Raw genomic sequence first — 17,799 nt, 5'->3', positions numbered from 1 at the left:
CTCGCCGTGCGTCCGCGCCCGTGCAAGACCGGCGCGACAGATCATCGTGAGGCAAGATCCCCGTACGATAACAGTCGACGGGTGGGCGGGTGCCGTGCCCGCGGAGCCAGGGAGGAACGCCCATGCCCTCAGATATCGAGATCGCCCGCGCGGCGACGCTCAAGCCGATCGCGCAGGTCGCCGAGAAGCTCGGCATCCCCGATGCGGCGCTGCACAATTACGGCAAGCACATCGCCAAGCTCGACCACGGCTACATCGCCGGGCTGGAGGGCAAGGCGCCCGGCAAGCTCGTGCTCGTGACAGCGATCTCGCCGACCCCGGCGGGCGAGGGCAAGACCACCACCACGGTGGGCCTCGGCGATGCGCTGAACCGCATCGGCGAGAAGACCATGATCTGCCTGCGCGAGCCCTCGCTCGGCCCCTGCTTCGGCATGAAGGGCGGGGCGGCTGGCGGCGGCAAGGCGCAGGTCGTGCCGATGGAGCAGATCAACCTGCACTTCACCGGCGATTTCCACGCCATCACCTCGGCCCACAGCCTCGCGGCCGCGCTGATCGACAACCATGTCTACTGGGCCAACGAGCTCAACATCGACGTCCGCCGCATCCACTGGCGCCGCGTCGTCGACATGAACGACCGGGCGCTGCGCCAGATCACCCAATCGCTCGGCGGGGTCGCCAACGGCTTCCCCCGGGAGGACGGGTTCGACATCACGGTTGCCTCCGAGGTGATGGCGGTGTTCTGCCTCGCCAAGGACTTGGCCGACCTGGAGGAGCGTCTCGGCCGAATCGTCATCGCCGAGACCCGTGACCGCAAGCTCGTCACCCTGAAGGACGTGAAGGCCACCGGCGCCATGACGGTGCTGCTCAAGGACGCCCTGCAGCCGAACCTGGTGCAGACGCTGGAGGGCAACCCGGCGCTGATCCATGGCGGCCCCTTCGCCAACATCGCCCATGGCTGCAACTCGGTGATCGCCACCCGGGCCGGCCTGCGGCTCGCCGACTACACCGTGACCGAGGCCGGGTTCGGCGCCGATCTCGGGGCGGAGAAATTTCTGGACATCAAGTGCCGTCAGGCCGGCTTGACGCCCTCGGCGGTCGTGGTGGTGGCCACGATCCGCGCCCTTAAGATGCATGGCGGCGTCGACAAGAAGAGCCTCGGGGGCGAGAATATCGGCGCCCTGGAGAAGGGGTTCGCCAACCTCGCCCGGCACGTGACCAACCTGCGCGGGTTCGGCCTGCCCGTTGTGGTGGCGGTCAACCACTTCTACGCCGACACCGATGCCGAGCATGCCCGGCTCAAGGAGCTATGCCGCGAGCGCCTCGACGTCGAGGCGATCACCTGCCGCCACTGGGCCGAGGGCGGCGCCGGCGCCGAGGATCTCGCCCGCGCCGTGGTGCAGCTCGCCGCCACCGAGCCCGCCCCGATCCGCTACGCCTACGAGACCGAGGCGCCGCTCACCGACAAGATCCGGGCGATCGCCACCAAGCTGTACGGCGCCGCCGACATCCAGATCGAGACCAAGGCCGCGGGCAAGCTCGCCACCTTCGAGAAGGACGGCTACGGCCACCTGCCGATCTGCATGGCCAAGACCCAGTACTCGTTCTCCACCGACCCGAGCCTGATGGGCGCCCCCGAGGGCCACATCGTCGGCGTGCGCGACGTCCGCCTCTCGGCGGGCGCGGGCTTCGTGGTGGCGATCTGCGGGGAGATCATGACCATGCCGGGCTTGCCCCGGGTCCCGGCCGCCGACACGATCCGCCTGGATGCCGACGGGCAGATCGACGGGTTGTTCTGAGCGGGAGCGCTCGGGCTGCCTGTCTACGGGGTATGATGTTCACACATCGGTTTGTGTAGGACGCGCCGCGCTCCCTCTCCCGCACGGGAGAGGGGACATGCGCCTCATGCGGCGATGTGTGAATCCAGTCGCACCTTCGACACAGAAGGACTGCGTCACCGCTTCACGTCACACTTTTTCAGCTGAGCCGGCCCGGTTTACCGAGAAGGACCGCACAGGGCCTCGCCACGAGCAGGAACGTCACTCGAAATCAGCGCCTTGAGCGAGGTCGCGCGCGCGGGGAAACTCTACCGCCACGTCTTCGACGCCTGCCGGTTGGCTCAGAGCTTTGGTGATGAAGTCGCATCCGTCCGCCAAGGCGGCAGGAACCGAGCAGGGTCCCACCCTGCACCCGCAAAACGTCCCGGAGTTTTCGAACCCAAGCCTCTCGAGCCTCACCCCACCCCGAACAACGCCTTCGCCAGCCGCGAATGGTCCTCCCGCAGACGGCCCGCATCGACGCCCAGCGGCTGGCCGTCGATCACCCGCCATTGACCCGCCACCATCACCCGGTCGGCCCGGGTCGCGCCGCACAGGACCAGGGCGGCCAGCGGATCGTGGGCGCCGGAAAAGCGCAATTCGTCGAGGGTGAACAGGGCGAGGTCGGCCTCGCGGCCCGGCTCGATCCGGCCGATATCGGAGCGGCCCAGGCAGGCGGCCGAGCCCTCGGTGGCCCAGCGCAGGGCGTCGAGATGGGTCACGGTCTCGGCTCCGTAGGTGAGCCGGTTCAGCATCAGCGCGTGGCGCACCCCCTCCATCAGGTTCGAGCTGTCGTTCGAGGCCGACCCGTCGACGCCGAGGCCCACGGGCGAGCCCGCCGCCTCCAGCTCGCAGGTGCGGCACTGGCCGGACGCCAGGGTCATGTTCGAGGTCGGGCAATGGCAGACGCCGACCCCGGCCTTGCCGAGCCGCGCGACCTCGGCATCGTTGAAATGGATGCCGTGGGCGAGCCAGACCCGGTCGCTCATCCAGCCGACCTCCTCGAGGTAATCCACCGGGCGGCAGCCGAACATCGACAGGCAGAACTGGTCCTCGTCCAGCGTCTCGCCGAGATGGGTGTGCAGGCGGCAGCCGTGCCGGGCGGCGAGGTCCGCGCTCTCGCGCATCAGCCGCTTCGTCACCGCGAAGGGCGAGCAGGGCGCCAGCCCGACCTGCACCATCGCCCCGGGGGCCGGGTCGTGGAACAGGTTCAGCACCCGCTCGCAATCGGAGAGGATCGTGTCGTCGTCCTGCGTCAGCGTCTCGGGGGGCAGGCCGCCCTCGCGGTCGGACAGGCTCATCGAGCCGCGGGTGATGGCGGCGCGGATCCCGAGGCTGCGCGCCTCCTCGACCTGGATGTCGACCGACTGCTCCAGTCCCTTCGGGAACAGGTAATGGTGGTCGCCCGCCGTGGTGCAGCCCGACAGCAGCAGCTCGGTATAGGCGACCCGGGTGGCGAGCCGGAACGCCTCCGGGGTAATCCGGCCCCAGACCGTGTAGAGCGCCTTCAGCCAGGGAAACAGCGGCTTGTTGATCGCGATCGGGTGCGCCCGCGTCAGGGTCTGGAACGCGTGGTGATGCGTGTTGATGAGGCCCGGGATGACCACGTGGCGCGAGGCGTCGAAGGTCTCGTCCACCGGGGCGGCCGGCTGGGCGCCGACGGCGACGCGCTCGACGATGCGGCTGCCTGCCACCACGACGCCGCCCCCAGCCTCCTCCGCCAGGATGGCCAGCGGATCGCGGATCCAGACTCGGCGGGCCCGTGCATCGGCGTCGCTCATGCTGTTCCCCTCGGGTCTCGGTATCGGCCCGGTCCGGTATCGGACCCGGAGCGGCGGCCGGCAAGCCCCGGATGGGTTCGGCATGGCTGTCTCGCGCGCGGACGTCCTCGGGCTTGACGCTCCCGGACGGCACTGAGACATGTCAGCGGGACTGACCTTCTTGCCATCCGGACGGTCCCCACGTGACGGCCTGCCTCCCGTGACCTCATCGGCACAGCGCGACGGCCTCGGCATCTCCGGGCTCTCTGCCGCGCCCAGTCCCGCCACGCCAAGTCCCGCCACGCCAAGCCCCGCACCCCGCCGGGCCGACGGCGTCGCAGCCGCTCCGGCGCATGGCCTCGGCAGCGACGACCTGATCGAGCTCCTGTTCTTCGCCTACCGGGATTTCGTCGGCGATCCCGACCGGATCCTGGCCGCCTACGGCTTCGGCCGGGCGCATCACCGGGTGCTGCACTTCGTCGACCGCTATCCGGGTCTGACCATCGCGGAGCTGCTCGACATCCTGCGGATCACCAAGCAGAGCCTCAACCGGGTGCTGAAGGACCTGATCGGCCAGGGCTACGTCGCGCAGAAGACCGGCCCGAGCGACCGGCGCCAGCGCCTGCTGTATTGCACGCCGTCCGGTGCGGAGCTGGCCGCGGACCTCACCCGGGTCCAGGCCCGCCGCCTCGCCCGGGCGCTCGCGGCGCCGGACGCGCTGGGCTCCCCGGAGGATTTCCTGATGGCGATGATCGAGCCGGAGGATCGCGCGGCGGTGCGGCGCCTGATGGCCCGGCGCGGATCCAGCGCGGGTGGCGACGCGTGACGGCCGCCCCCCGGGCCGACTTGCCCGACACGGCGCCGCACGTCCTCGTGGTCGACGACGACCGGCGCCTGCGCGAATTGCTCGCCCGCTACCTGACCGACCAGGGGTTTCGCGTCACCGTGGCGGCCAGCGCCGCCGAGGCCCGGGCCCGGGCCCAGAGCGTCGTGTTCGATGCGATGGTGCTCGACGTGATGATGCCCGGCGAGAACGGCTTCGACTACGCCCGCAGCGTCCGCGAGACCTCCCGGGTGCCGATCCTGATGCTCACCGCCCGCTCCAACCCGAACGACCGGGTGATGGGCCTGGAGATCGGTGCCGACGATTACCTGCCCAAGCCGTTCGAGCCGCGGGAGCTGACCCTCCGGCTCAACAACATCATCAAGCGCAGCGTCGGCCCGCGCGAGGCGGCCGCCGAGGCCGTGACCTTCGGGCCGTTCGCGTTCCGCATCGACCGGGGCGAATTGCGCCGGGACGACGCGCTGATCCGCATCACCGAGCGCGAGCGCGAGATCCTGACCATCCTGGCCGCGGCCGGCGGCGCCAATGTCGAGCGGGAGCAGCTCGCCGGCCCCGGGGGCGCCGCCGCGGAGCGCACGGTCGACGTGCAGATCAACCGCCTGCGCCGCAAGACCGAGGTCGATCCCGCCAACCCGGTCTTCCTGCAGACGGTGCGGGGCGTCGGCTACCGGCTCGCGGTGGATTGAGGCCGGCCCGTCACACGAGACGCGGCTCGCCGGGCTTCAGCTTCAGCCCCTTGGAGACCCGGGTGGAGAGGCTGCCCACGACAGCGACCACCGTGGGCCCCTCGGCCAGGGCGCGGACCGCCTCGATCGCCGCCTCGGCATTGGGCTTCATGACCGCGTAGACCGCGGGAGCGGGTTTGGGGCCCGACCGGCCGCGACCGCCGGATCGCTCCGGGGTCATGGACACCAGATAGGTCGTGTAGCGGCTCCGTGCGCGTCCAGGCATGTCTCAGCATTTGGCATGTCGGCTAATTATCGCCAAAGCCCGACGCCGCGGCGGAGCCGGGACGGAGGCGATGACGAACGGCACAGGGCGAATCGCGTGCCGTACGAGACCGCCCGATCCCGCCATACCGCATCCGGCGCCGGGCGCGACGGATTTCGTACGGATGCGAAGCGGCTTTGTGCCGGACAAACGCGCGCCGGTGCGGTCAGGCCAGGCTGAGGTCGAAGCCGGGCAGCGGTAGGCCGGACAGACGTGCGGTCCAAACCTGCCCGGGCGCGACCGGCAGGGCGTCGGTCAGCGTGCCGGTCGAGACGATCTCGCCGGCCGCGAGTGGCGGGCTACCAAGATCCTTAGCCAGCACATCGACGAGGTGCCGGAGCGCCGCCAGGGGGCCGCCCCCGAGCACGTTGCCGGCGCGGCCGCGATCGGCGACCACACCGTCGCGCAGAAGTTCGACGGAAAAGCCCGCCAGCCCGTCGATCCAGATGCGCGCCGCGCCCGGGTCGATACGGACGCGCTCGCCGAGCACCAGCAGGCCGTGCAGGCCGAAGGCCGCCACCGTGTCGGCAGCGGCGAAGCGCCAGCCGGGGAACAGCGATTGCACGATCTCGAAGCCGTGGGCGACCCAGGCGAGGCAACCGATCAGCGCCGCGTCGTCCATGCCGGGCTCCGGCACCCGGGCAAGCCCGAACACGATCTCGGGCTCGATCCGCGGCTCGACCAGGGCGGCGAGCGGGACCGGGCCGGTCAGTGCGGCGTGGTCGTGCAGGGTCGAGTCGTAGACATGCCCCCAGATCGGCGCGTGGACGCCGTAGGTTTCCCAGAGGGTCGTGTTGGTGAAGCCGATCTTGCGACCGAGCGGCCGTTCGCCCCGTGCCGCGCGCAGGCGCCGGACTTCCTCGGCCACCCGGTAGGCAGCCGCGAGGTCGAGGCCGAAATCCCAGCCGGTCAGGGGCGCGATCTGCCGGCGATGCTCGTGCGCCGCCAGGATCGTGCGGGCATGGGTGGCGGCGGGGACGGGATCGCTCATCCCCGCTCTGTAGCATGACCGCTGGGGCCGGTGCTCTACCAGACCAGCCGCTCGATCACTGCGTCCGGATGCACCGCTTGGCGGCCGAGCCACTCCGCGACGTCGCCGAGGCGGTGGTGCTCGGCCGAGACGCCGAGTTCCTCGGCATGGATGCCGCGAGCCACCAGCAGGCTGGCGATGCCGAAGCCGCGGGCGCCGGCGATGTCGGTGCGGATCGCGTCGCCGATCGCCATCACCCGGGCCGGATCCACCGGCGCGCCCGTGAGCTCGGCCCCCTTGGCCAGCGCCGCCTCGTAGACCGGGCGGTGCGGCTTGCCGGCATAGATCACGGCGCCGCCGAGCTCGGCATAGGCCGCCGCGAGCAGGCCCGCGCAGGGGATCAGCCGGTTGCCGCTCTCGACCACGAGGTCGGGATTGGCGCAGATCATCGTCAGCCCCCGGGTCGCGAGGCGCATGAGTTCGTCGCGGTAATCGTCGGCGGTCTCGCTGCGATCGTCGAACAGGCCGGTGCAGACCACGAGGTCGGCCTCCTCCTCCGGGACGAGGCTGAGATCGAGGCCCTGGAAGATACCGAGGTCGCGCTCCGGCCCGAGATGCCGGATCCGCGCGGCCGGGCGGCCGGCGATCAGTTCGCGGGTGAGGTCCCCCGAGGTCAGGATCGCGTCGTAGGCCTCGCGCGGCACGCCGAACCGGTCGAGGATGCGGCCCACCCCGTCCCCGGGCCGGGGCGCGTTCGAGACCAGGACCACCCGGCGCGGCCGCGTGCCCGGCAGGCCGCGGAACCGGATCAGCGCCTCGCCGGCCGGGACATGGGCCTTCTGGCCGTCATGCAGCACGCCCCACACGTCGCAGAGGAGCAGGTCGTAGCGCTCCGCCACCTGCGCGAGGCCGTCGAGGGTCGGGATCGGTGCGGTCATGGATGGGTCCGGTCACGGTTTCAAAAGGTCCGGGACCTTTTGCGGGTGCAGGGCCGCGCCCTGCAAGTCTCCGGACGCGCCCGCGTTTACTGCGGACCGAGCCGATGCTCGGCGAAGAAGTCGAGCATCGCCCGCGAGGCGTCGGGCCCGTCGGCATCGGTGTAGCTGCCTTCGGAGCGGCCACCGGACCAGGCATGGCCGGCGCCGCGCACCCGCCAATCCTCGACCATGACCCGGCCGGTCTCGTCCCGGTAGCGGGTGCGGGTGAACGGGTGGCCGCGGCCCTCGAAGGTCTCGGACCGGGCCGTCAGGCCGACGACGTTGGCCTGGGCCAGCACCTGGTCGGCGTTGCGCACGCTCACGGTGCCGTCATCCTCGCCGTGGAATACGATGGTGGGGATGCGCTGGCCGACGGGCACTGCGCCGAAGGACGGCGCGGTGCCCAGGCCCGGCGCGCCGACCTGCATGGCCATCAAGGCCGAGCCGAGATCGCGGGCGCAGCCGGCGGCGAGTCCCGAATGCACGCCCACCGCGGCGTAGAGATCCGGATAGGCCCGGGCGATGTTCAAGGCGGCCGCGCCGCCCGCCGACATGCCGGCGATGTAGACCCGGCTCGGGTCGATCGGGTTAGCCGCCATCACGGCCCGGGTGATGCCTGCGATGATCGCCGCCTCACCGGATTCCCGGCGCTGGTCGCGCGGCTCGTACCAGTTCCAGCAGCGCTGGACGTGGGCCTGCCGGCTCTGGGCCGGGTAGGCGACGAAGAAGCCCGCGCGCTCGGCCAAAGCGTTCATGCCGGTGCCGGCGGCGAAATCGTCCGGGTTCTGCGTGCAGCCGTGCAGCATCACCACCAGCGGCGCCGGCTCTGCCGGATGGCCCGGGATGAACAGCTTGTAGTCGCGACTGCCGGCCGGCTCGGCGTGGCTGAGGGCGACGAAGCGGTTCTCGACCGGCGGCGTCCGGGGGGCCGGCGGCCGTGCGGGGACGCGCCGCGCATGGCCGAGCCCCTTCAGCACCGGCGCCAGGCCGCGCACGACCTTGCCGACCGCCTTGCGGACCCGCACCGCCGGCTCGGCGATCGCCGTGCGGGCGGGCTCGGCGCGCGGTGTCTTCTGCGGAGGCTCCCGCCGGGCTTCTTGGGGCGCTTCCGCGCGGTGGGGCTGTGACTGAGAGGCCGGCGCGTCGGGCTTCGGCGGCGGCGCGGCCGCGTAGCCCCCGAGGCTGCGCTGGATCAGGGTGGTCGCCTCGTCCAGACGGCCGAGACTCGTGAGGCGGGTGACCTCGATCATGTCGGCGAAGGGCGAGCGGACATTCCTGTCGCGGGCGCCGTCCTGCATATCCTTCAGCTTGCTGAAGGGATCCATGATGGGTGCACGCTTGGTCACATCAGCGTCCGTGTCGCGGCCGGGGTTGGCGCGAAGCTCGCCATATGGTGCGACGCAATAGAGGCCGATGTGCGATGCGGCAAGGCCGGTCAGGCCGGTTCGTCGGCGCCGATATAGTCGGCCCAGATCGGTGCCGGGCCGAGGCTCGCGCGGAAGCTGTCGTGCCTCGCCCGCTCCTCATCCGTAAGGCGACTCCGATACGGGCGGGGGGCTGTCGGAACCGCCTGGACGACGGCCTGGACCTGCGGCCCGGCCTGGGCATCCAGGAGGCCGAGGCTGGTCTGCTTGCCGCCGAGCAGCTCGACATAGACCTCGGCCAGGATCTGGGCGTCGAGCAGCGCCCCGTGCTTGGTCCGCCGGCTGGTGTCGATGCCGTAGCGATTGCACAGGGCGTCGAGGTTGTTGGCCGCGCCCGGATGCTTGCGCCGGGCCATCGGCAGGGTGTCGACCACGTCCTCCAGCTGGATCGGCGGCGGCGCGTTCGCCCCGAGCCGGGCATATTCCATGTTGAGGAAGCCGACGTCGAAGGGGGCGTTGTGAATGACCAGACGCCCATCCGCCAGGAAGGCCTGCAGCTCGCCGACGATCTCGGCGAAGACCGGCTTGTCGGACAGGAAGGCGTCCGACAGTCCGTGGACGTTGAACGCGCCCTCCGAGACCGCCCGCTGCGGGTTGCAGTAGCGGTGGAAGGTGCGGCCGGTGGGGATGTGGTTGAGCAGCTCGACCGCGCCGATCTCGATCAGCCGGTCGCCGTTCCGCGCCTCCGTGCCGGTGGTCTCGGTGTCGAGGACGATCTCGCGCAGCATGTGTCGTGACTCACAGGGCCGGAACGGGTTCGCCCCCAGAGGCCCGTCCGATGGGGCGGGTCTCCGGGGGCGGCTGACCGTCTATGGAAGACTCTGTCTCCCGAAAGATTGAGACTTCCTTGGGCGCCGGCTGACCGGCGCCCGTTCCTCACGCCGCCAGGGCCAGGCGACCCTCGTCCTCGTCGGCCGCAGCCGCCATGAACTGGGCCCGGGCGAGTTCGGCGAAGCGGCCGTTCTGGGCGACCAGCGCGTCGAACGTGCCGGCCTCGACGATCCGGCCCTCGTGGAAGACCAGGATGCGGTCGGCGTTGCGGATCGTGGCGAGCCGGTGGGCGATCACGAAGGTGGTGCGCCCCTCCATGACGGCTTCCAGGGCGCCCTGGAGCTTGCGCTCGGTGGCCGCGTCCAGCGCCGAGGTCGCCTCGTCGAGGATCAGGATCGGCGGGTTCTTCAGGAGCGCCCGGGCGATCGAGAGCCGCTGGCGCTCGCCGCCGGAGAGCGACCGGCCGCGCTCGCCGATCACCGTGTCGAGCCCGTCAGGCTGGCGCGCCATGAACGCACCGGCCTGGGCCCGCTCCAGCGCGTCGAGCATCTCGGCATCGGTGGCATCGGGACGGCCGACCTGCAGGTTCTCGCGGATCGAGCGGGCGAACAGCATCGGCTCCTGGAACACCACGCCGATGTTGTGACGCAGGGACGAGAGGCCGATGTCGCGCACGTCGATGTCGTCGATCCGGATCGACCCGGAAGCCGGATCGAAGCTGCGGTGCAGGAGGCCGAGCGTCGTCGACTTGCCCGAGCCGGTGGTGCCGACCAGGGCCACGGTCTCGCCGGGACGGGCCGAGAACGAGACGCCGTCGAGCGCTTGGCGCCGGCCATCATACGAGAAGGCGACGTCGTCGAAGGTGACCTCGCCCTCGAACCGGGCGACCTGGCGGGCATGCGGGCGGTCGGCCACGGCCGGCACGGTGTCGTAGATCTCGAAGAACTCCGCGATCTTGGGTGCCTGCTGAAACAGTCCGTTAACGAAGCCGACCACATGGTCGAGCCGCGCCACGAAGGCGGTGGCCAGGCTCATGAAGGCCACGACCTCGCCCACGGTGGTGGTGCCGGCCTGGTACAGCCAGATGCCGGTGACGAAGATCGCCGTCATGGTGATGGTCGCCGAGGCGCGGGTCGCGACATTGGCGAGCGCCCACCAGGACAGGACCGGAATCTGCGCGGCGAGCAGGTTCGAGATGATGCCACGCATCGCGTCCTTCTCGGCCTTGGCGCGGGTGAAGGACTGGATCACCGCGACGTTGCCCAGCGCGTCGGAGGCGTGGGCGGCGAGGCCCGAATTGAACGCCTCGACCTGGCCCTGGAGCGTCTCGGTCCGGCGCATCACGAAGGTGGTGAGCGCCGTGAACGCCAGCACGAGGACGACCAGGATCGAGCCGAGCTGCCAGTTGATGAACAGGGTCATCGGCAGGAGCACAACCAGCGAGACCAGGGCGACGAGGTGGTCCCGGAAGAAGCCGAGCCACAGCCAGGCCATGCCGTTGGTGCCCTCCAGCATCGCCTTCAGCACCCGGCCCGAATGGTTCGCCGAATGGAATGCCAGCGGCAGGTCGAGGACATGCTCGAAATAGCTCGCCATCGAGGACAGGCGGTTGCGGTGGGCCAACCGGTCGGCGTGGAGCGCGATGAACACGCCCGCCGCGATGGTGAAGAAGCCGAACGCCACCCAGGCGGCCAGCAGGGGCAGCATCGTGCCCATGGCGTTGCCGCCGCGCTGCAGGTGGGTCAGCTGATCGATGATCCGGCCCATGAGCAGCGGCTCGGCGAAGGCCGCGATCGCCAGCACGACGTTGGTGGCGGCCAGACCGATGGCCAGCCGCCGCTCCGCCTTCAGGAAACCAAGGACCCGCCCGTACAGACGAACCATCGCACCGCTCCACCACCCCCGGCGCGGCCCGTGTGCCCGGGTCTCGCGCCATTTCTTAAGGTCCGTGCGGCGGGCGGATACAGCCGCCTTCGCCACCAAACCCCTTACACGACACGGCTTATGCCCGGGCCCGCCTGAACGGGCGATGACGGCCCTATACAGGGTCGAGGCCATCGCCTTTACGGTTCGTTCAGCAAGATTTCCTACCGCTGTGAATAACCCGGCCGCAAGCGACCGCGGAGTCAGCTTTTTTACGTTTCTGGACCGGGCGCTGCAGCATGGATCTCGCAACCGCACTCGGCCTCCTCTCAGGCCTCGGCGTCGTGGTCGGGCTGATCGTGCTCGACGGCGGCCATTTCGGCGCCTACGCGTCGGAGCACGCGGTCGTCGTGGTGTTCGGCGGCGCCACCGCGGCCACGATGATCCGCTTCCCGTTCTCGGTGATCGTCCACGGCCTGCCGATGGGCCTGCGCTTCGCCTTCATGATGCGCTCGGTGAAGCCGCAGGAGCTGATCGAGGAGATCACGAAACTCGCCGACGTGGTCCGCAAGTCCGGCCCGATGGCGCTGGAGAACATGGAGATCTCCGACCCGTTCCTGGCCCAGGGCGCGCGCTACATCGCCGACGGCTACGACCGGGACTTCATCCGGGACACGATGGAGCGGGACCGCGACAACTTCCTGATGCATCTCGACGAGGGCTCGAAGGTCTACCGGGCCTACGGCGACTGCGCCCCCGCCTGGGGCATGATCGGCACGATCCTCGGCATGGTGGCGATGTTCGCCAACATGTCCGACCCCTCGAAGCTCGGCCCCGCCATGGCGACCGCCCTGCTCGCCACCCTGTACGGCGCCGTGATCGCCAACCTGATCACCCTGCCGCTCGCCGACAAGCTGCACGTCAAGCTGGAGGAGGAGGACGTCTCCCGCTCCCTGATCATCGACGGCATCCTGATGATCCGCGACCAGAAGAGCCCGATGCTGGTGCGCGAGATGCTGGTCGCCTACCTGCCGCACAACCATCGCGAAGCGCTGCTGGAACCGGCCGCCTGATATGGCCAGACGGAAGCGCGGCGGCGCGCATGGCGGCCACGGCTGGTTCGTGACCTTCGCCGACCTGATGGCGCTCCTGATGAGCTTCTTCGTGATGGTCGCGGCCTATTCGACGCAGGACCAGAAGAAGATGCAGGTGGTCGCCGGCTCGATGCGCGACGCCTTCGGGGTCAACAAGGAATCGAAGTTCGCCGGCATCCTCGAATCCGAGGGCCTGCCGGCCGCCGACCACGTGAAGTACCTGCGCAGCATCCCGCCCGAGAAGGCCACCGACCGGACGACGCCGCCCCGGCGCGACCAGAGCAGCGAGTTCGGCCTGACCGAGACCGGCGAGCCGGATAATTTCGGCCTCGCGGCGGCCTCCCTGCGGCAGGCGCTGCAGGACATGCCGGACATCGCCGAACTGTCGAAGAACGTCGTGATCGTCCGGACCGACCAGGGTCTCGAACTGTCGATCGTCGACCAGGACGGGCGCTCGATGTTCCCGGACGGCTCGACCCGCCCGAACGAGCGCACGAGGCGCCTCTTGGAGAAGCTCGCCCCGGCCTTGCGGCAGATGCCCAACCGCATCGCCATCACGGGCTTTACCGCCACCGAAAGGCCGGGCCAGCGCCTGCCGGTGTCGCCCTGGGAGCTGTCGGCCGGCCGGGCGATCAGCGTGCGGGAGATCCTGGCCGGGGCGGGCGTGCAGGACGACCGGTTCGCCTCGGTCTCCGGCAAGGCCGACACCGAGCCGATGTTCCCCGACAACCCCTATCTCGCGGCCAACCGCCGGGTGACGGTGACGCTGCTGAAGGAGGCGCCCCCGGTGCCGAACGTGAAGGGGCTGCCGTAGCACGCCTACTTGGCGGTGAGCAGCGCCCAGTAGACCTTGTATTTCGAGCCCGGCGCGTAGGCGGTGGCGATCCCCATCCGGGTCGCCCGGGGGTCGAGCATCGTGGCGTCGTGCGGCCCGCTCTCGCGCCAGCCGGAGAACGCCTCGGCCAGGGTGTGATAGCCGGCCGACAGGTTGGCGTTGACGTCGGAGAAGCCGAGCCGCCCGACCGCGGCCTTCACGGTCTGCGCCTTGCTCGGCCGGTCGGCGACCGCCATGGCGGCCGCCTCGGCCTCGGCCAGACGCTGCAGCTCGGGATCGACCGTGAGCGGCCCCGCGCCGCGGTTGCGGCGATAGGACGAGATCATGTCCCGGGCGGCGTCGGTGTCGACATGGGCGGCCTGGCTGGCCAGCGGCAGGTAGATGCTCGGCAGCGCCGCCGTGGTCGGCGCCTCGGTGGCGCAGGCGCCGAGCAGCGCCAGCGCCGGGATGCAGGCCGCCGCCCAGAAGCCTCGTCTCAGGTTGCGTCCGCCCACGTTCGAAGATCCATGCTCGCGCATCCGGCTCGGACGCCCGGCCCATATAGGGAGCCCCGGGCGATCGCGCGACCGGTCCCGCTGAGGCCGCGCGTGCGCCTTCAGCCCCCGGCGCTCCGGAGGCCGCGGTCGCGCTGCAGCTGGGACGGCGGCGCCTCCTTGGACTCCGGGATCTCCTTCGGCTCCTGGGGCCCAGGCGCGACCTGGCCGAACCGGCTCGCGATCTCGCCCATCGCGGCCTGCATCGTCTCGAAGCCCTGCACGGTGACGATGCTGGCGCCGGGGCCGAGCGGCGGGATGAAGCCCGCGCCCGACAGGGTCGCGAACACCGCGTAGTTCAGGTCGGTCTGGACCTTCAGGCCGAGGCTGACATCGACGATCCAGACCAGCAGCTCGAATTCCAGGAACGGATCGCCGATCTTCTTGAACACCACCCGGGGCGCCGGATCCTTCAGCACGTCGGCATGGGCCTGGGCGCAGCCGACGATCATCTCGGCGGCCCGCACCGGGTCCTGGTTGCGCAGGACGCTGACCGTAATGCTGACCCGGCCCGAACGGTCACCGCGCACGCGGTTCTTGACCACCCCGGAAATCAGGTTCGAGTTCGGCACGATCACGGCCGAGCGGTCGAAGGTCTGGATCTCGGTGGAGCGCACCGAGATGCGCTTCACGATGCCCTCCGAATCGCCGATCACCACCTGGTCGCCGACCCGGATCGGGCGCTCCCACAGGAGCAGCAGGCCGGAGACGAAGTTGTTGACGATCGACTGCAGGCCGAAACCGATACCGACCGACAGGGCGCCGGCCACGATGGTCAGCTTCTCCAGGCTCAGGCCGAGATACGAGAAGGCGAGCGCCAGGGAGAGCAGGAAGCCGCAATAGCCCGCGATCGTGGTGATCGAGTTGCGCAGGCCGGAATCGAGGTCGGTGGCGGGCAGGTAGGTCTGTTCCAGCCAGCGCTGCACCGCCCGGGTGACGAACACGCCGAGCACCAGGATGCCGATGCCGAACGCAATGCTCGACAGGGAGATCGTCACGTCCCCGACCTTGAAGCCGAAGAAGGCCTGCCGGATCGACGAGACGATGTCGGTGGAATCGAGCCCCCAGGGCGCCAGCACGAGCAGTGCCGCCACCAGCATCAGCACGACCCGGGCGGCCCCGGTCGCCAGGACCGAGATCTGGTTCAGCGAGCGCTTGCGCAGGCCGGTATTGGCCTGGAGCGCGGTGGCGAGCCGGGTCTCGTCGGTAAGCGCGCGGCCGACGAAGGTGTCGACGCTCTGGACCAGCAGGTAGAGCAGCACGAGCACGCCCGCGGCCCAGATCAGCTGGTCGATCAGGAAGGCCGCGAAGGCGACGTAGCCGACGAGCGCGCCGAGCCCGATCAGCGCGACCCCGGCCCAGCCGAGGAGCCGGGCTGGGCCGCCGATGCCCGTGGTGGTCTTGGTCGGCACGTAGGGGCCGAAACAGGCCTCTTCCTCCTGCTCGGTATCGGCGAACCGGTGGAGGCCGACCGCCAGGATCAGCGCGGTGGCCACGGCGCCGAGGCCGCGGGTCGCGATCGAGATCGGCAGCGCCGCCGAGATCCCGGAATTGAGCGCCTCCACGGATTTCACCACGGTGATCACCGTGGCGATGCCGACCGCGAGCCGGGTCAACCGGGTGGCGGCCGCGTCGCCGACCGGGGCGGGCCGCCAGGCCGGCTTGTCGGGGCTCAGCAGCCCGTCGCACAGGGCCTCGACGAAGGCGATGAAGGCCAGCCCGCCCAGGATCGCGGCGGCCACCGGCAGCAGCCGGGACGGCAGCAGGTTGGTGGCGTCGAGCGCGTAGTAGACCGCGTAGGAACCCGCCACCGCCGGCACCGTGCCGAGCAGGATCACCCGCCAAGCGGCCAGCAGGGTGGCGCGGCGCGACGGCTCGGTGGCGGACGCGTCCCGGCGGGCGGCCCGGGGCGCGATGTTGCGCCGGCCGAAATACAGCGCGACCGAGATCCCGAAGGCGAGCCCCAGGAATAGCAGGTTGCCCATGCTGCCGTTGCGCGAGAACAGCAGCCCGATATCGGACACGGCGCTCTGCAGCGAGCGGGTATCGCGCGGTATGTCGGCCATGACCTTGGCCCAGAGGCCCGGGCTGACCAGGGGCTGCGAGCGCTGGAACAGGTCGCGGGTGAACGATTCGCGCCGGCGGTTCGACACCCGGTCGATGATCTGGTCGCCCTGCACCAGCAGGGAGCGGGCGAGCCGCTGGGTCTCGTCGATGCGGGTCACCGCAGCCTCGCGCTCCACGCGCTGCTCGGCGATCTCGGGGCTTTCCTGAGTGTCCTTCGGCTTCGGGCCGAGCTGCGCCAGCCGCTCGCGTGCCGCCTCGAGCGGCGCATCGAGCCGGGTGATCAGCGCGCGGATCTCCTCGGTGACGGTCCCGGCGCTGTCGCGAATCGCCGCCAGGTCGGTGGCGGTCAGATCGGGATGCCCCAGCTGCTTCTCGCGCGCCTCGAGCTCGGCCTTGGCGGCGTCGAGCTGGGCCCGGACCGCTTTGAGCTGCTCGGACATCTCGGGTTTCGGCGCCGCGGGCTTGGCGTCGGGCGCCTTCGCGTCGGCCGGCTTGGTCTCCGCGGGCTTGGACTCCGCGGGCTTGGTCCCCGGGTGCTGCCCGGCCGGCGCCTCGCCCTGGGCCCAGGATGCGGGCGGCGCGGCGGCCGGGATGCCCAGCATCAGCGCGGCCAGGAGGGCCAGCGCGGCGGGCCGGCGCGGCGCGCCGTTCGGCTTCCGGGGGCGCACGGGCGTGCGAATCATAGGCTACCTCTCGTCGGGCGCGCCGGGGGCGCGGTCGGAGCCCGGCATCGGCGGACCGGCGGTCATCGGGAACCGCGCGGGCCTTCTCGAGCGCTCGCCGCCGGAGGGGATACCGGTGGGGACGCCGGTTCGGCGTCGGCGAGCGCGTGAATCGAAGCCTGAGGGGCGCGCCTGATCGCAGGGCGATTCGGGCACGGCCCTCGAGGCCGGGCGCTGTGGGCTTCCAATAGGGCGAAACCGTGCCCTCGCCCACCCTGGCGCCGGCCGGCGCGCCCGGCACCCGCTGTGGGTGCGTCCCCAGGCCCCTGAGGGACGAGCTTCACAAGGCTGTCACGGTGGGATTAGATGAACACCAGATGGACAGGGCCTTTTCGTCGTCACGCGAAAGGGTTCGGCCGGCGCCGATGCCGGTCCGGCCCGGCCGCGTTCCGGTTGCTACCGCACCGACTGGCGTCACCGCGCGCCGGCCCGCCGCCCTGTTGCTCCTTCCGCCTCTCCCGCCGAGCCGACGTCCCGTCCGCCGGCCCGTCCTGTACCGGCCCGCGGCCGCGTCGGACGGGCCGGTGGGGCGCCGGCGCGTTCCCGCGCGTTATACGCGTCAGAGATAGTCCGAAGAGTCGCGCCGATGATGGATCTCCAAACCCTCGTCCTGAACGCGGATTATCGGCCGCTCTCCTACAATCCGCTCTCGCTCTGGTCGTGGAAGGACGCCTTCACGGCCCTGTTCCTCGACCGCGTCACTCTGGTGGCGAGCTACGACGTCGAGGCGCGCTCACCCTCACGGGCGCTGCGGGTGCCGAGCGTCGTGGCCTTGAAGAACTACGTGACGCTCGCGCGCAGCCCGGCCTTCACCCGCTACAACATCTACCTGCGCGACGGTTTCAGCTGCCAGTATTGCGGCCTGCGGCTGCCCTCCGGCGGCCTGACCTTCGACCACGTGGTGCCGCGCTCCCGGGGCGGCCTGTCGAGCTGGGAGAACGTCGTGGCGGCCTGCTCGCCCTGCAACCTGCGCAAGGCCAACCGCACGCCGCAGGAGGCCGACATGCCGCTCGCCACCGAGCCCCGCCGGCCGACCCGCTACGAGCTGCACCACCGGCAGCCCGAATTCGACCACCGCCAGTACCACCACACCTGGCTCGACTACCTGTATTGGGACAGCGAGCTGGAGAGCTGA

At 70.7% G+C, this 17,799-nt stretch carries 15 protein-coding genes; 6 read left to right on the top strand and 9 right to left on the bottom strand.

What is annotated here, in order from left to right:
- Positions 1-122 precede the first annotated feature (122 nt).
- Positions 123-1,796, top strand: a complete 1,674-nt coding sequence (locus tag AKJ13_RS18100; protein WP_050734605.1) for a formate--tetrahydrofolate ligase — start codon at positions 123-125, stop codon at positions 1,794-1,796.
- A gap of 434 nt (positions 1,797-2,230) precedes the next feature.
- On the opposite strand, the gene AKJ13_RS18095 is transcribed toward AKJ13_RS18100, so the two are convergent.
- Entirely contained in the window at positions 2,231-3,595 is a 1,365-nt protein-coding gene (locus tag AKJ13_RS18095) for an 8-oxoguanine deaminase (protein ID WP_050734604.1), read from the bottom strand.
- Between the two features lie 160 nt (positions 3,596-3,755).
- On the opposite strand from AKJ13_RS18095, the gene AKJ13_RS18090 reads away from it, so the two are divergent.
- Both AKJ13_RS18090 and AKJ13_RS18085 read left to right on the top strand, forming a co-directional pair.
- Entirely contained in the window at positions 3,756-4,400 is a 645-nt protein-coding gene (locus AKJ13_RS18090; RefSeq protein WP_144426295.1) for a MarR family transcriptional regulator, read from the top strand.
- Positions 4,397-5,104 (top strand): response regulator transcription factor, encoded by a 708-nt coding sequence (locus AKJ13_RS18085; RefSeq protein WP_007563416.1) that lies wholly within the window; start codon positions 4,397-4,399, stop codon positions 5,102-5,104. The genes AKJ13_RS18090 and AKJ13_RS18085 overlap by 4 nt, the downstream gene beginning before the upstream one ends.
- Positions 5,105-5,114: 10 nt before the next feature.
- Here AKJ13_RS18085 and AKJ13_RS18080 read toward each other — a convergent pair whose 3' ends face one another.
- The 6 genes from AKJ13_RS18080 to AKJ13_RS18055 all read right to left on the bottom strand — a co-directional run bounded on the left by AKJ13_RS18080 (position 5,115) and on the right by AKJ13_RS18055 (position 11,434).
- The gene (locus AKJ13_RS18080; protein WP_050734603.1) at positions 5,115-5,369 is read right to left on the bottom strand and encodes a hypothetical protein; all 255 of its coding nucleotides are present in this window, start codon (positions 5,367-5,369) and stop codon (positions 5,115-5,117) included.
- 205 nt (positions 5,370-5,574) lie between these two features.
- Entirely contained in the window at positions 5,575-6,399 is an 825-nt protein-coding gene (locus AKJ13_RS18075; RefSeq protein WP_050734602.1) for a hydratase, read from the bottom strand.
- 35 nt (positions 6,400-6,434) lie between these two features.
- The gene (locus tag AKJ13_RS18070; RefSeq protein ID WP_050734601.1) at positions 6,435-7,316 is read right to left on the bottom strand and encodes a TIGR01459 family HAD-type hydrolase; all 882 of its coding nucleotides are present in this window, start codon (positions 7,314-7,316) and stop codon (positions 6,435-6,437) included.
- A gap of 86 nt (positions 7,317-7,402) precedes the next feature.
- On the bottom strand, positions 7,403-8,680 hold the full coding sequence (locus AKJ13_RS18065; protein ID WP_082317011.1) for a PHB depolymerase family esterase: 1,278 nt from the start codon (positions 8,678-8,680) through the stop codon (positions 7,403-7,405).
- A gap of 110 nt (positions 8,681-8,790) precedes the next feature.
- Complete coding sequence (gene dnaQ / locus AKJ13_RS18060) at positions 8,791-9,507, bottom strand: DNA polymerase III subunit epsilon (RefSeq protein ID WP_050734600.1); 717 nt, start codon at positions 9,505-9,507, stop codon at positions 8,791-8,793.
- Between the two features lie 148 nt (positions 9,508-9,655).
- Positions 9,656-11,434, bottom strand: coding sequence for a glucan ABC transporter ATP-binding protein/ permease (locus AKJ13_RS18055; protein ID WP_050734599.1), 1,779 nt, complete (start codon positions 11,432-11,434; stop codon positions 9,656-9,658).
- Positions 11,435-11,712: 278 nt separating this feature from the next.
- Between AKJ13_RS18055 and AKJ13_RS18050 the strand changes: the two genes are divergently transcribed.
- Both AKJ13_RS18050 and AKJ13_RS18045 read left to right on the top strand, forming a co-directional pair.
- Positions 11,713-12,486 (top strand): MotA/TolQ/ExbB proton channel family protein, encoded by a 774-nt coding sequence (locus tag AKJ13_RS18050; protein ID WP_039902939.1) that lies wholly within the window; start codon positions 11,713-11,715, stop codon positions 12,484-12,486.
- A 1-nt stretch (position 12,487) separates the two neighbouring features.
- Positions 12,488-13,321: a flagellar motor protein MotB gene (locus AKJ13_RS18045; RefSeq protein ID WP_050734598.1), complete on the top strand. Its 834-nt coding sequence runs from the start codon at positions 12,488-12,490 to the stop codon at positions 13,319-13,321.
- A 5-nt stretch (positions 13,322-13,326) separates the two neighbouring features.
- Here the strand turns inward: AKJ13_RS18045 and AKJ13_RS18040 are convergent, their stop codons facing one another.
- Together AKJ13_RS18040 and AKJ13_RS18035 are read right to left on the bottom strand one after the other, a co-directional pair.
- Positions 13,327-13,836: a CAP domain-containing protein gene (locus AKJ13_RS18040; RefSeq protein ID WP_200905659.1), complete on the bottom strand. Its 510-nt coding sequence runs from the start codon at positions 13,834-13,836 to the stop codon at positions 13,327-13,329.
- Between the two features lie 101 nt (positions 13,837-13,937).
- A complete protein-coding gene (locus AKJ13_RS18035; RefSeq protein ID WP_050734596.1) occupies positions 13,938-16,625 on the bottom strand; it encodes a DUF3772 domain-containing protein in 2,688 nt (895 codons plus the stop codon).
- A 625-nt stretch (positions 16,626-17,250) separates the two neighbouring features.
- Here AKJ13_RS18035 and AKJ13_RS18030 point away from each other — a divergent pair.
- Positions 17,251-17,799 carry an HNH endonuclease gene (locus tag AKJ13_RS18030; RefSeq protein ID WP_007563401.1) on the top strand — a complete coding sequence of 183 codons (549 nt, stop codon included), beginning with the start codon at positions 17,251-17,253 and terminating at the stop codon, positions 17,797-17,799.

Source organism: Methylobacterium sp. ARG-1 (genome assembly GCF_001262595.1).
GTDB classification, from domain to species: Bacteria; Pseudomonadota; Alphaproteobacteria; order Rhizobiales; family Beijerinckiaceae; genus Methylobacterium; species Methylobacterium brachiatum.
This window is presented reverse-complemented; position numbering and strand designations above follow the sequence as displayed.

What these genes read in the sequence shown, in the direction of transcription:
- AKJ13_RS18100 (WP_050734605.1), top strand. Translation starts at nt 123, where the DNA reads ATGCCCTCAGATATCGAGATCGCCCGCGCGGCGACGCTCAAGCCGATC.
- AKJ13_RS18095 (WP_050734604.1), bottom strand. Translation starts at nt 3,595, where the DNA reads ATGAGCGACGCCGATGCACGGGCCCGCCGAGTCTGGATCCGCGATCCG.
- AKJ13_RS18080 (WP_050734603.1), bottom strand. Translation starts at nt 5,369, where the DNA reads ATGCCTGGACGCGCACGGAGCCGCTACACGACCTATCTGGTGTCCATG.
- AKJ13_RS18075 (WP_050734602.1), bottom strand. Translation starts at nt 6,399, where the DNA reads ATGAGCGATCCCGTCCCCGCCGCCACCCATGCCCGCACGATCCTGGCG.
- AKJ13_RS18070 (WP_050734601.1), bottom strand. Translation starts at nt 7,316, where the DNA reads ATGACCGCACCGATCCCGACCCTCGACGGCCTCGCGCAGGTGGCGGAG.
- AKJ13_RS18065 (WP_082317011.1), bottom strand. Translation starts at nt 8,680, where the DNA reads ATGGATCCCTTCAGCAAGCTGAAGGATATGCAGGACGGCGCCCGCGAC.
- dnaQ (WP_050734600.1), bottom strand. Translation starts at nt 9,507, where the DNA reads ATGCTGCGCGAGATCGTCCTCGACACCGAGACCACCGGCACGGAGGCG.
- AKJ13_RS18055 (WP_050734599.1), bottom strand. Translation starts at nt 11,434, where the DNA reads ATGGTTCGTCTGTACGGGCGGGTCCTTGGTTTCCTGAAGGCGGAGCGG.
- AKJ13_RS18050 (WP_039902939.1), top strand. Translation starts at nt 11,713, where the DNA reads ATGGATCTCGCAACCGCACTCGGCCTCCTCTCAGGCCTCGGCGTCGTG.
- AKJ13_RS18045 (WP_050734598.1), top strand. Translation starts at nt 12,488, where the DNA reads ATGGCCAGACGGAAGCGCGGCGGCGCGCATGGCGGCCACGGCTGGTTC.
- AKJ13_RS18035 (WP_050734596.1), bottom strand. Translation starts at nt 16,625, where the DNA reads ATGATTCGCACGCCCGTGCGCCCCCGGAAGCCGAACGGCGCGCCGCGC.
- AKJ13_RS18030 (WP_007563401.1), top strand. Translation starts at nt 17,251, where the DNA reads ATGATGGATCTCCAAACCCTCGTCCTGAACGCGGATTATCGGCCGCTC.